The 13,149-nt window shown below is 70.4% G+C and carries 12 protein-coding genes; 8 read left to right on the top strand and 4 right to left on the bottom strand.

What is annotated here, in order from left to right; all coding sequences use genetic code 11:
• The coding region (locus VJN29_RS07400) for a COX15/CtaA family protein (RefSeq protein WP_324142982.1) at positions 1 to 828 on the top strand (828 nt) is incomplete at its 5' end.
• A gap of 19 nt (positions 829 to 847) precedes the next feature.
• On the top strand, positions 848 to 1,897 hold the full coding sequence (locus VJN29_RS07405; RefSeq protein WP_324142983.1) for an NUDIX hydrolase: 1,050 nt from the start codon (positions 848 to 850) through the stop codon (positions 1,895 to 1,897).
• 172 nt (positions 1,898 to 2,069) lie between these two features.
• On the opposite strand, the gene VJN29_RS07410 is transcribed toward VJN29_RS07405, so the two are convergent.
• Positions 2,070 to 3,032: a heme o synthase gene (locus VJN29_RS07410; protein WP_324142984.1), complete on the bottom strand. Its 963-nt coding sequence runs from the start codon at positions 3,030 to 3,032 to the stop codon at positions 2,070 to 2,072.
• Positions 3,033 to 3,291: 259 nt separating this feature from the next.
• Between VJN29_RS07410 and tkt the strand changes: the two genes are divergently transcribed.
• The 6 genes from tkt to pgl are packed head-to-tail and all read left to right on the top strand — an operon-like array spanning position 3,292 to position 11,848.
• Positions 3,292 to 5,622, top strand: a complete 2,331-nt coding sequence (tkt, locus tag VJN29_RS07415) for a transketolase (protein ID WP_324142985.1) — start codon at positions 3,292 to 3,294, stop codon at positions 5,620 to 5,622.
• Between the two features lie 5 nt (positions 5,623 to 5,627).
• Positions 5,628 to 6,740: a transaldolase gene (tal, locus tag VJN29_RS07420; RefSeq protein WP_324142986.1), complete on the top strand. Its 1,113-nt coding sequence runs from the start codon at positions 5,628 to 5,630 to the stop codon at positions 6,738 to 6,740.
• Positions 6,737 to 8,359: a glucose-6-phosphate isomerase gene (locus tag VJN29_RS07425; protein WP_324142987.1), complete on the top strand. Its 1,623-nt coding sequence runs from the start codon at positions 6,737 to 6,739 to the stop codon at positions 8,357 to 8,359. Before tal ends, VJN29_RS07425 begins: the two co-directional genes overlap by 4 nt.
• Entirely contained in the window at positions 8,356 to 9,897 is a 1,542-nt protein-coding gene (gene zwf, locus VJN29_RS07430) for a glucose-6-phosphate dehydrogenase (protein ID WP_324142988.1), read from the top strand. The genes VJN29_RS07425 and zwf overlap by 4 nt, the downstream gene beginning before the upstream one ends.
• A complete protein-coding gene (locus VJN29_RS07435; protein WP_324142989.1) occupies positions 9,894 to 11,120 on the top strand; it encodes a glucose-6-phosphate dehydrogenase assembly protein OpcA in 1,227 nt (408 codons plus the stop codon). The genes zwf and VJN29_RS07435 overlap by 4 nt, the downstream gene beginning before the upstream one ends.
• Complete coding sequence (gene pgl, locus VJN29_RS07440; protein WP_324142990.1) at positions 11,117 to 11,848, top strand: 6-phosphogluconolactonase; 732 nt, start codon at positions 11,117 to 11,119, stop codon at positions 11,846 to 11,848. Before VJN29_RS07435 ends, pgl begins: the two co-directional genes overlap by 4 nt.
• 117 nt (positions 11,849 to 11,965) lie before the next feature.
• Here pgl and VJN29_RS07445 read toward each other — a convergent pair whose 3' ends face one another.
• From VJN29_RS07445 to VJN29_RS07455, 3 genes are all read right to left on the bottom strand, one after another.
• Entirely contained in the window at positions 11,966 to 12,316 is a 351-nt protein-coding gene (locus VJN29_RS07445; RefSeq protein ID WP_324142991.1) for an RNA polymerase-binding protein RbpA, read from the bottom strand.
• Positions 12,317 to 12,326: 10 nt separating this feature from the next.
• Entirely contained in the window at positions 12,327 to 12,572 is a 246-nt protein-coding gene (gene secG, locus VJN29_RS07450) for a preprotein translocase subunit SecG (RefSeq protein ID WP_324142992.1), read from the bottom strand.
• 127 nt (positions 12,573 to 12,699) lie between these two features.
• Positions 12,700 to 13,149, bottom strand: a 450-nt coding sequence (locus tag VJN29_RS07455; RefSeq protein ID WP_324142993.1) for a triose-phosphate isomerase, incomplete at its 5' end; no start/stop codon positions are given.

Below are 13,149 nucleotides of genomic sequence, written 5' to 3' on the forward strand. Positions count from 1 at the left end.
GGCATCGTGGTCACGGGCGGGATCGTCCGCCTGACCGGAAGCGGTCTCGGCTGCTCGACCTGGCCGGAGTGCCAACCGGGGTCCTTCACACCGATCCGCACGGCGGAGAGCCAGTACCACGACCTCATCGAGTTCGGGAACCGCACACTGACTGGCGTCCTCGGCCTGCTCGCGGTTGCCTCGGTCTGGGTGGTGCTGAGGGTGTGGCCCGAGCGGCGCAGGATGCATTACGCCGCCTTCAGCGTGGTGGCCGGCGTCGTCGCGCAGGCGGTCGTCGGAGGGATCACGGTGCGGACCGGGCTCAATCCGTGGACCGTCATGTTCCACTTCCTCATGTCGATGGTCCTCGTCGCCCTCTCGACCGCGCTGGTGAGGGGAGCCGCGGACGAGGAGTCCGGTCCGGGCGAGCTGACGGTCCACCCGCTCACCCGCCGTCTCGCCTTGGCGACGGCCGGTGTCGGCGCCGTGGTCCTCACGCTCGGCGTCATCGTCACCGGCTCGGGTCCGCACTCCGGCGATGCCGACACCCCGGCGCGAACAGGCTTCGACCCGCGGTTCGTGTCGTGGATGCACGCGGACGCCGTCATGCTCTTCGTCGGTCTCGTCATCGCGACGCTCGTCGCCGTGCGACTCACGGCCAAGGACGATGCCCCCAAGCGGGCCTGGTACGCCGTGCTCTACGTGACGATCGCCCAGGGCCTCATCGGCTATGTGCAGTACTTCACCGGGCTGCCGGAGGTGCTCGTCCTGCTCCACATGCTCGGAGCGAGCCTGCTCGCCGTTGCGTTGACGTGGGGCGTCCTCGAGACCCGTCGCCTGCCCGTGTAGGACGCCTTAGGTTTGGGTCGTGAACCTCGGCGAGCAACCGACGCTCCACGACGGCGACCTCGTGCTCCGTCCGTGGCTGACCACCGACGTGGAGAAGTCGCTTCAGCTGCACGACGCGGAGATCGCCCGCTGGTTCGACCTCCCGGCGATGGCGCCCAGCGGGGCCGACCGCGCCGCCTGGGTCGCTGACGCCCATGACGAGTGGGCGGACTCGCGCTCCAGGGCCACGTTCCTCGTCGAGTGGCGGGGCCAGGTGGCGGGGTCGGTCGAGGTGAGGCGGGTCGCCGACGGTGTCGGCTCCCTCTCGTGGGTCGTCTACGCCCCGTTCCGCCGGCAGGGCCTGGCCAGCCGCGCTCTGCGGCTCCTCGTCGACTTCGCCTTCACCGAGCTCGGCCTGAGCCGTGTCGAGGCCCACGTCAACCCAATGAACCGGGCGTCCCTCCACGTCGCCCTGCGTGCCGGCCTGCTGCGGGAGGGCCTGCTCCGCGCGAACGCCCGGCTCGGCGGCGAGCCCCACGACACCGTCGTGTTCGGCCGGCTCAAGGACGACCCCGCGCCCGGGACTCGCGAGGGTTTCACCGCAATGCTCGACTCGGCGCTCCCGGTGAAGCGGGCCATTGCGCAGGGCGTCCTGCGCAACGAACGCGGCCAAGTACTCCTCTGCGAGCTGGCCTACAAGCGCGAGTGGGACCTGCCCGGTGGAGTCGTCGATCCGAACGAGTCCCCTGCCGACTGCGTCGCCCGGGAGGTGCAGGAGGAGCTCGGGATCACGGCACGCCCGCGCGGCCTGCTTGCGGTCGACTGGATGCCCCCGTGGCTGGGCTGGCGCGACGCCGTCCTCCTCGTCTTCGACCTCGGCACGACCCCATCCGACCTCGTGGAGCGGGCCGTCCTCGAGCACCGGGAGATCCGCGCGCTGCACTGGGCCGACGAGTCGGTCTGGTCGCAGCGGGTCGCGCCGTACAACGACCGCCTGCTCCGTTCCCTCCGGCTGGGTGACCCGCGGGTCCCGGGTGCGCTCTACCTCGAGGATGGGACGCCCGCGCTTGACACGGAACCCGGCGCCTGAGGTCCCGGGCCTCGAACCGGACCGCGCCGCAGGTTCTTGGTCGATAGTGCATTTCATGCTGAGGGTCTGTTGCACACTCGACCAGGCCCAGCCGGCCGCGAACTGCACATCCGACGAGATGCCGGCTCAGCGGCATACGGCAGGCATGACGCCCACGTGGGGGGCGCGGTGGTCAGGCGATCCCCGGAAGAGCGAGGTGCCAGATCGGGTCGATCGCGACGCCGACGAACAGGATCGTCAGGTAGGTGATCGACAGGTGGAACAGGCGCATCGGGCGCAGCTTGAGCTCCGGGATGCCGGCCCTCGCGCCGGACAGCAGCCGGTGGGACTCGGCGAGGAAGACCCCGCCCGAAGCGAGGGCCACGACGGTGTAGATCCAGCCCATGCCGGCAACGGGGACGAGCGCCAGCGAGGTGAGCACCATGGCCCAGGCGTAGATGGCGATCTGCTTTGCGACGACGACGAGCCGCTCGACGACGGGCAGCATCGGGACGTGGGCGTCGGCGTAGTCCTGCTTGAAGCGCATCGACAACGGCCAGTAGTGAGGCGGGGTCCAGAAGAAGATGACCATGAAGAGGATGAAGGCGGACCAGCTCAGGCTGTTGGTCACGGCCGACCAGCCGATGAGGACGGGCATGCAGCCGGCGGCGCCGCCCCAGACGATGTTCTGCGCGGTGCGGCGCTTGAGCAGCAGCGTGTAGCCGACGACGTAGAACAGCAGTGCCGCGAGCGCGAGCCAGGCGCTCAGCCAGTTCACGAGCAGGCCCAGCCACACGGTCGACACGACCGCCAGGATGATGCCGAAGACGAGGGCACCCCGAGGGCTGATGGTCCCCGTGACGAGAGGCCGCTTCTTCGTGCGGTGCATGACCGCGTCGATGTCGCGGTCGATGTAGCAGTTCAGGGTGTTGGCCGAGCCGGCCGAGAGCGTGCCGCCGACGAGGGTCGCCAGGACGAGGAGCAGGTCCGGGACGCCACGCGCGGCGAGGAACATGACCGGGATCGTCGTGATGAGGAGCAGCTCGATGATCCGTGGCTTCGTCAGCGCGACGTACTGCCCGACGAGGAACCTGAGCCCACTGCCTCCAGGACCGTGGAGCGCCGAGAGGTCGGCGCGGGGGTCCACCGTTGTCACTACAGTCCTCGTCATCCGTCGTCTCGCCCGGCTCGCCGGTTGCGCCGTGGGCACGAGCGGTGGCAGGCAGGTCCGCCCGCAGTCTAGCCCGTGACGTTGCGGGGCAGGTGACCGGTCATGGATCCGGGTAAGGGACCGGCCGTGTAGGGGTCGCCCGGCCCGGGAAGCCGCGCAGCGGTCCGCCTCGTGCCCAGCGCCACGCACTAGGCTCGTGATGTCACGCGCCGCACTTCATCTGGCCCATAAGGAGACCCGTCCCGTGCCCACCACCAGTGCAACCGCAACGGAGACCACATCCAACCGAGGCAGGACGGCGCCCAAGGACCTTCTGGCCAAACGAAGCCGAAACCTGGCCAGGCCGGTCGCCGAGGACGCGGGCTGGTCCGACCTCGATCTCCGGGCGGTGGACACGATCCGCGTCCTCGCTGCGGACGCCGTCCAGAAGGTGGGGAACGGGCACCCCGGGACGGCCATGTCGCTCGCGCCGCTGGCGTACCTGCTCTACCAGAACGTCATGCGCCACGACCCGTCGGACCCGTCCTGGCTGGGCCGAGACCGCTTCGTCCTGTCGGCCGGCCACACGAGCCTGACGCAGTACATCCAGCTCTATCTCAGCGGTTATGGCCTCACGCTCGACGACCTCAAGGCGCTGCGCACGTGGGGCTCCACGACGCCCGGGCACCCGGAGGTGCACCACACGGTGGGCGTCGAGATCACCACTGGCCCGCTCGGCTCGGGCCTCGCCTCCGCAGTGGGCATGGCGATGGCACAGCGCCGCCAGCGCGGGCTCTTCGACCCCGACGCCAAGGCGGGCGCCAGCCCGTTCGACCACCGGATCTACGTCATCGCCTCGGACGGCGACCTGGAGGAGGGCGTCAGCCACGAGGCCTGCTCCCTCGCGGGCCACCAGGAGCTGGGCAACCTCACCGTCGTCTACGACGCGAACCAGATCTCCATCGAGGACGACACGGACATCGCGTTCAGCGAGGACGTGGCCAAGCGGTACGAGGCGTACGGGTGGCACGTTCGCACCGTGGACTGGCGGGGCGACGGCGACGGTGCGACGTACGTCGAGGACGTCGACGCGCTGCTCGCCGCGATCCGGTCGGGCGAGGAGGTGACGGACAAGCCGACGCTCGTCATCCTCCGCACGATCATCGCGTGGCCGGCCCCGACGAAGCAGGACACCGGCAAGTCGCACGGGTCCGCGCTCGGCGAGGAGGAGGTGGCGGCCACGAAGGAGCTGCTCGGCTTCGACCCGAAGAAGTCGTTCGTCGTCGAGCCGGCCGTGCTCAAGCGGGCCCGAGAGGTCGTGGGGCGCGGCAAGGCGGCCCACCGCGAGTGGAAGACCTCCTATGCGGCGTGGCGCAAGGCGAACCCTGACCGAGGCGCGTTGCTCGACCGCGTCGTCGCCAGCCGGGCTCCTGAGGGCCTGACCAAGGCGCTACCGAGCTTCCCCGCCGACGAGAAGGGCATCGCCACCCGGGCGGCCTCCGGCAAGGTCCTCACCGCCCTTGCGCCCGTCATGCCCGAGCTGTGGGGTGGCTCGGCCGACCTCGCCGAGTCGAACAACACGACGATGGAGGGCGAGCCGTCCTTCATCCCGACGTCGAAGCAGACCAAGGCCTGGCAGGGAAACCCCTACGGCCGGACGCTCCACTTCGGGGTGCGCGAGCACGGCATGGGGATGATCCTCAACGGCATCGCGCTCGAGGGCCTCACGCGCCCCTATGGCGGGACGTTCCTCATCTTCTCCGACTACATGCGGCCGGCCGTGCGGCTCGCGGCCCTGCAGCAGCTACCGGTCACCTATGTGTGGACGCACGACTCGGTCGGCCTCGGCGAGGACGGGCCGACCCACCAGCCCGTCGAGCACCTGGCGGCGCTGCGCGCGATCCCCGGCCTCGACGTCGTGCGCCCCGCGGACGCCAACGAGACGGCCGCCGCGTGGGGCCAGATCCTCACCAACCCGACCGGGCCGACCGCCCTCGCCCTCACCCGGCAGCCGGTCCCGACCTTCGACCGCAAGGCGCGCGGCAAGGCCAGCGGCGTCGCCAAGGGCGCCTACGTCCTCGTCGAGGAGTCCCAGCCCGGCAGCCCGGAGGTCATCCTCGTCGGGACCGGATCCGAGGTCCAGCTCGCGGTGCAGGCCGCCGAGCAGCTCGAGAAGTCCCGGATCGCGACACGCGTCGTCTCGATGCCCTGCCGTGAGTGGTTCGAGAGGCAGTCGAAGGCCTACCAGAACAAGGTGCTGCCGCCGGAGGTGCGCGCCCGGGTCAGCGTCGAGGCCGGCGTCTCGATGGGCTGGCACGACATCGTCGGCGACGCCGGGCGCACGGTCAGCCTCGAGCACTTCGGTGCGTCGGCCGACTACAAGACCATCTTCCGGGAGTTCGGGATCACCGCCGAGGCCGTCGTCAAGGCGGCCAAGGACTCGATCAAGGCAGCCCAGGGCGCCGCCCACGCCCCCGGCATCACCGAGACCAACCCGCGCAAGCGCGACTCGAGCGCTGACACCGACGTGAAGAGCTCCACGCCCCGGGCCGCCGCCAAGAAGTCCGCGACGGCGCACACCTCGAAGAGGAAGTGACCACCATGACCAACCCCAACACCAAGGCCCTGTCGGACGCCGGCGTCTCGATCTGGCTGGACGACCTGTCCCGCGACCTGATCGAGACCGGCAGGATCTCCGAGCTCATTGAGGAGCGCAACGTCGTCGGGATGACCTCCAACCCGACGATCTTCCAGCAGGCACTGTCCGCAGGTGACCGCTACAACGACGACCTCGCGGCGCTGACGAGCGCGGGCAAGAGCGCCGAGGAGATCGTGCACGAGCTGACGACCGCAGACGTGACAGACGCGTGTGACCTGTTCCGCCCGGTCTACGACCGGACTGGTGGCGTCGACGGCCGGGTCTCCATCGAGGTCGACCCCCGGCTCGCCCACGACACCGAGCGCACGATCGACCAGGCCAAGCAGTTCTACGTCGACGTCGACCGGCCCAACGTCCTCATCAAGATCCCCGCGACCCAGGCAGGGCTCCCGGCGATCACGGCCGCCACCGCGGAAGGGATCAGCGTCAACGTGACCCTGATCTTCGCGTTGGACCGCTACCGCGCCGTCATGAACGCCTACCTCGAGGGGCTCGAGAAGGCGCACGCGGCGGGCCAGGACCTGTCCAGGATCCACTCCGTCGCATCGTTCTTCGTCTCTCGCGTCGACACCGAGGTCGACAAGCGACTGGACGCCATCGGGACCGACGAGGCGAAGGCCCTGCGCGGCAAGGCCGGCGTCGCCAACGCCCGCCTCGCGTACCAGGCCTACGAGGAGGTCTTCAGCACGCCACGCTGGAAGAGCCTCGCCGACGAGGGAGCCAACGTCCAGCGTCCGCTCTGGGCGTCGACCGGGGTCAAGGACCCGGCGTACCCGGACACCCTCTACGTCACCGAGCTCGTCGCTCCCGGCGTGGTCAACACGATGCCGAGCAAGACACTCGAGGCCACCGCGGACCACGCGGAGATCAAGGGTGACACGGTGACGGGCAACTACGCCGACGCCAGCGCCGTGCTGGACGGCCTTGCCGCCCAAGGGATCTCCTACCAGGACGTCGTCCAGGTCCTCGAGGACGAGGGCGTCGAGAAGTTCGAGAAGTCGTGGACCGCGCTCCTGGCCGGCGCCGCCGAGGAGATGGAGAAGGTGCGGGCATGACGGCCCTGTCCGTCAGCGCGTCCGGCGTTGCCGCGGACGCGATCGAGCGGCATGTCCCTGACCTGGTCCGGGACTCCGTGGCGAGTCGGCTCTTCGCCAAGGACGCCACGCTGTGGGGTTCTGACGCTGAGTCGGAGGCGAGCATCCGCCTCGCCTGGGTCGGCCTCGCCACGTCCTCGCGGCCGCTCGTCGGGGAGATCGCAGCGCTGCGGGAGGTCTTCGCGGAGAAGGCGATCGACCACGTCGTCCTCTGTGGCATGGGCGGGTCCTCCCTCGCGCCGGAGGTCATCTGCGCGACCGCAGGCAAGCCTCTCGTCGTACTCGACTCGTCCGACCCGGACTACGTGCGGCGAGCCATCCGCGACGACCTCGAACACACCGTGGTCGTCGTCTCGAGCAAGTCGGGCTCGACCGTGGAGACCGACTCGCAGCGCCGGGCCTACGAGCAGGCCTTCACCGATGCGGGGATCGACCCCGCTGCCCGCATCGTCGTCGTCACCGATCCGGGGAGCCCACTCGACGGCGAGGCCCGCGCGAAGGGCTATCGCGTCGTCAATGCCGATCCCCACGTCGGCGGGCGCTACTCGGCGCTGACCGCCTTCGGTCTGGTGCCGAGCGGGCTCGCTGGGGTGGACGTCTCTGCCCTGCTCGACGAGGCGGAGTCGGTCGCCGACCTGCTCGCCGCCGACGACGCCGCCAACCCGGCCCTTCGACTGGGTGCCGCACTGGGCGGCACCGATCCGCTCCGGGACAAGCTCGCCCTGCTCGACGACGGCTCCGGGATCCACGGCTTCGCCGACTGGGCCGAGCAGCTCATCGCGGAGTCCACCGGCAAGAACGGCACCGGACTGCTGCCCGTCGTCGTGCAGTCGGAGCAGGACCCCGAGATCCGCTGGCCGGCGAGCGACGTCCTCGTGGCCCGCCTCGTGGCGGCCGACGACGAGACGCGCCCAAGCGGCGACAGCGTCCGCGTCGGCGGGACGCTCGGCGCCCAGATGCTGCTCTGGGAAGCGGCCACCGCCGTGGCGGGGCGCCTGCTCGGGATCAACCCGTTCGACCAACCGGACGTAGAGTCCGCGAAACAGGCTGCCCGCGGTCTCCTCGAGCGGGGCGCCGGTGAAGGTACTGCGCCGGCCTTCGTGGACGGGGCCGTCGAGGTCCGCGCACTGGGGGGTGACTGGCTTGGTCATGCGGCTACGGTCGACGAGGCCGTCGAGGCCCTCCTCGGGCAGCTCGGCGAGCGCGGCTACGTGGCGGTGATGGCCTACCTCGACCGGCTCGGGGACGCCGAGCTGGCCGAGTGCCGACGGGCGCTGGCCATGCGCACCGAGCGGCCGACGACCTTCGGGTGGGGACCGCGCTTCCTCCACTCGACCGGACAGTTCCACAAGGGCGGACCGCCCGTGGGCGTCTACGTCCAGATCACCGCCGCCCCGCGCGAGGACCTTCCCGTACCAGGCCGCGACTTCACCTTCGGCACGTTCATCGCGGCCCAGGCAGGAGGCGACGCGCAGGTCCTCGCCGACCACGGGCGACCGGTGCTCCAGCTGCACCTGACCGACCACGACGCCGGACTGGCCCAGGTCCGCAAGGCCCTTTCGGCCGGGGACGGCAGATGAGCCCGGCGCGGGTCGCCCATGGAGTGAACCCCCTGCGCGACCCGGAGGACAAGCGCCTTCCGCGCATAGCCGGTCCGTGCAGCATGGTTCTCTTCGGCGTCACCGGTGACCTCGCCCGCAAGAAGCTCTTGCCCGCCATCTACGACCTCGCAAACCGTGGGCTGCTGCCCCCGGGCTTCTCCCTGGTCGGCTTCGCCCGCCGTGACTGGGCCACCCAGGACTTCGGCAAGGTCGTCCATGAGGCGGTGCGACAACACGCCAGAACCCCGTTCAGCGACTCCGTCTGGCGCAACCTCGCCGAGGGGTTCCGCTTCGTGCCGGGTACGTTCGACGATCCCGCAGCGTTCGACCTGCTCGCCGAGACCGTGCGCGACCTCGACGCCGTTCGGGGCACGGGCGGCAACCATGCGTTCTACCTGTCGATCCCCCCAGCGTTCTTCGCCCCGGTCTGCGAGCAGCTCGAGCGTTCGGGGCTCACTGAGGGCGATCGGGACTCATGGCGACGCGTCGTCATCGAGAAGCCGTTCGGCCACGACCTGCGCAGTGCACAGGAGCTGAACCGAATCGTCGAGAAGGTCTTCCCGCCGGACAGCGTCTTCCGGATCGACCACTACCTCGGCAAGGAGACCGTCCAGAACCTGCTCGCCCTCCGCTTCGCCAACCAGCTCTTCGAGCCGGTCTGGAACAACCACTACGTCGACCACGTGCAGATCACGATGGCAGAGGACATCGGCATCGGCGGGAGGGCCGGCTACTACGATGGCATCGGTGCGGCGCGCGACGTCATCCAGAACCACCTGCTCCAGCTGCTCGCCCTGACGGCGATGGAGGAGCCGGTCTCCTTCGACGCCGCCGACCTGCGCGGGGAGAAGGAGAAGGTCCTCTCGGCGGTGCGCCTGCCACGGGACCTCGAGGCCCACGCCGCCCGCGGCCAGTACGCCGCGGGATGGCAGGGTGCCACGGAGGTGGTCGGTTACCGCGATGAGGACGGCGTCGACACCGACTCGACGACCGAGACCTTCGCGGCCGTGACGCTTGAGGTCGACACCCGGCGGTGGGCCGGTGTGCCCTTCTACCTCCGCGCCGGAAAGCGGCTGGGCAAGCGGGTGACCGAGATCGCCGTCGTCTTCAAGCGTGCGCCGCACCTGCCCTTCGAGCACACGGCGACCGAGGAGCTGGGCGCGAACGCCGTCGTCATCCGGATCCAGCCCGACGAAGGTGTCACGATCCGCTTCGGGTCGAAGGTGCCCGGCGCCCAGATGGACATTCGTGACGTGACGATGGACTTCGGCTACGGATCGGCGTTCACGGAAAGCTCACCCGAGGCGTACGAGCGCCTCATCCTCGACGTGCTGTTGGGAGATCCCCCGCTCTTCCCCCGCCACGAGGAGGTCGAGCTGTCCTGGCGCATTCTCGACCCGCTCATCAGGCACTGGCAGCGCAACGGCAGGCCGGAGCAGTACGCAGCCGGCACGTGGGGGCCGCCCTGCGCCGCCCGGATGCTCGAACGGGACGGTCGCACCTGGAGGATGCCGTGATCCGGGACCTCACCGACACGACCACGACTGCGGTCAGCAAGACCCTCGTCCGCCTCCGCAACGACGTCGGCGCCATGGCGCTCGGTCGGGTGCTCACCCTCATCGTCGTGGTTGACGACACCGACGCCTCTGAGGCGATCGACGTCGCCACCCACGCCAGCCGCCAGCACCCCTGCCGGATCATCGTGCTCATCCCCGGTGAGCGCCGTGGTCGCAGCCGCCTCGACGCACAGGTCCGCCTCGGCGGTGACGCGGGTGCGAGCGAGATCGTCGTTCTCCGGCTCTACGGCCCACTGGCCAAGCATGGCCCCAGCGTCGTCGTCCCGCTCCTGCTGCCCGACTCCCCGATCGTCGCATGGTGGCCGGGCGAGGCACCCGATGACGTCGCAAACGACCCCATCGGGACGATGGCCCAGAGGCGCATCACCGACGCCGCCCAGCACCGGAACTCGCGCGCCGTGCTGAGGAAACGCGCCCGCACGTATCGACCGGGCGACAGCGATCTGTCCTGGACCCGGATCACCCGCTGGCGTGGCCTGCTCGCCGCGGCGCTGGACCAGCCCCCGTACGAAGCGGTCACTGCGGCGGTCGTCTCCGGAGCCCCGGACTCGCCATCGACCGACCTGCTCGCCGCATGGCTGGCCCAGCGGCTGAAGGTGCCGGTCCAGCGCGTCGCCACCCCGCGGGGGTCCGGCATCAGCGCGGTGCGCCTCGAGCGCAGGAGTGGACCCATCGACCTGGTCCGCCCTGGCGACGTCGTCGCCACGTTGTCGCAGCCGGGCCAGCCGGACCGTCGCATCACCCTGCCCCGTCGCGAGGCCAGGGAGATCCTCGCCGACGAGCTGCGCCGGCTCGACCCGGACGACACGTACGAGGACGCCCTGCTGCTCGGCATCGAGAAGCTCACCCCGGTGCGCCTGTCGGCCGAGCAGGCCGCTCGCACCGGCAAGGCACCCAGCCCGGACGACTCACGTCGGCTGGCGGCCCGGCTGCGCCGCGACGACTCCGCGAAGGAGGCGATGGCCATGGTCACCGCTCCCCCGGCCCCGGACACCGCCGAGACCGCGCAGGTGCGCTCCGCGACCAGGCGCAAGCTCGCCGGCGAGCCGACACCGCGCGAGGAGAAGGCCGCTGACCAGGCCGCGGACAAGGCCGCCTACAAGGCCGCCTACAAGGCACCGAAGAGCAGGAAGACCCCGCCCACCAGGAAGGCCTCGTCATGACTCCCGAGCCGGTCGTCATCGTCCATCCCGACAAGCAGGCCCTCGCGGACGCAGCGGCGGCTCGTCTCGTCACGGCTCTCCTCGATGTGCAGGCGCGTTCCGACGAGGCGCGGATCGCGCTGACCGGGGGCTCACTCGGCTCGGAGATCATTGCCTCGGTCACCCAGGTGCCCGGGCAGAGGGCGGTCGACTGGACGCGAGTGCGTGTCTGGTGGGGAGACGAGCGCTACCTGCCGCGGGGGGACCCGGACCGCAACGACACCCAGAACGACGAGGCGGGTCTCACCGACCTGGGACTCGACCAGGCCAAGGTCCATCGGGTCCAGGGACCAGATGAGTCCGACAGCGCCGAGGCGAGCGCTGCGGCCTACGCCGCAACGTTCCAGCAGCACGGACAGGGCTTCGACGTCGTCGTGCTCGGCATGGGCCCCGACGGCCACGTCGCGTCGCTCTTCCCGCACCACCAGGCCCAGCGGGTCACCGACGCGATCGCCGTGGCGGTCCACGACTCCCCCAAGCCGCCACCCGACCGGGTCTCGCTCACCTTCGAGTGCCTGGCCCGCTCGCGGGAGATCTGGTTCCTCGTGGCGGGAGCGGACAAGGCCGAATCCGTCGCAGCAGCCCTCAACCCCTCCTCCAACCCCTGGGACGTGCCGGCCTCGGCGCCCAAGGGCACCGAGGCGACGCGGTGGCTCATCGACGCCGCGGCCGCCTCACGTCTTCCCTGAACCCCACCACAGACAGTCGTATGCCGCTGAGCGGGCGCCCGCTCAGCGGCATACGAACGTGCATGGCCGGGCTACCGCCTGTGGAGGGCGTCCGGTCAGGAGGGCGTCAGGGCGCCATCACTGGATGAGGCCACGCTCTCGGAGACTGGTCAGCGCCTCATCGAGGATCGCGGCGCCGTCGGCGTCGCTGCGGCGCTCCTTCACGTAGGCGAGATGCGTCTTGTAGGGCTCCACCTTCGGTGGGGCCGGCGGGTTGTCCTGGTCCTGGCCGGCCGGGAAGCCGCAGCGAGGGCAGTCCCAGAGCTCGGGCACCACCATGCCCGGCTCCTCGGCGAAGCTCGGCCTCGTCTCGTGGCCGTTGGAGCACCAGTAGGAGATGTAGACCCGGGGGGCCGCGTCCCCACGCTCGGCCTCACCCATGGGGCCGGCGCCGACTCGGCTGCCTCGTATTGCATTACCGCTCGCCATGTGTGTCCTCTCAGCTCTGGAAGCGGGCCAGCAGGCCCAGTCCGATGATGGCGGCGGCCCAGACCGTGGCAACCGCCACCGTGAAGCGGTCGAGGTTGCGCTCGGCGACCGAGGAGCCACCGAGCGAGGTCGACATGCCACCGCCGAACATGTCCGACAGGCCGCCACCTTTGCCCTTGTGCAGGAGGATGAAGAGGGTCAGGATCAGGCTGGACAACACCAACAGCACCTGCAGGGTGATGCGAACCGCATCCACGTGGTCACTCCAAATCGTCGGCTACGGGCGCTGCCCGTCGGATGGTCGGCCTTTGGTGGGGCTCGGGTCAGAATACCTTCCCGGACCGGCTGGGCCGAACGGGCGGCCTGCGGCCGGCCAGGGCGGCTCAGGTGGCCGTGACGTGGTCTCGGTAGCGGCAGATCGCCGCGAACTCCGCCGGGTCGATGGACGCGCCGCCCACGAGTGCGCCGTCGACGTCCTCCTGCGCCATGATCGCGGCCACGTTGGCGGCCTTGACGCTCCCGCCGTAGAGGATCCGCACACCGTCGGCCAGGTCGCCGCTGTACAGGTCGGCGAGCAGGTTGCGGATGGCGGCGCACACCTCCTGGGCGTCCTCGGGCGTGGCAACCTCTCCCGTGCCGATGGCCCAGATTGGCTCGTAGGCGATGACGACGCTCGCCGCCTGCTCCTTCGTCACGCCGTCGAGCGCCGCGCGCAGCTGGGCCACGACGTGCTCGACCTGCCGGCCCTCCTTGCGCACCTCGAGGGCCTCACCGCAGCAGAGGATCGGCGTGAGCTCGTGCGCGTACGCGGCCTTGACCTTGGCTGCTACGAC

The organism is Intrasporangium sp. (genome assembly GCF_035280925.1).
Taxonomy (GTDB): Bacteria; Actinomycetota; Actinomycetes; order Actinomycetales; family Dermatophilaceae; genus Intrasporangium.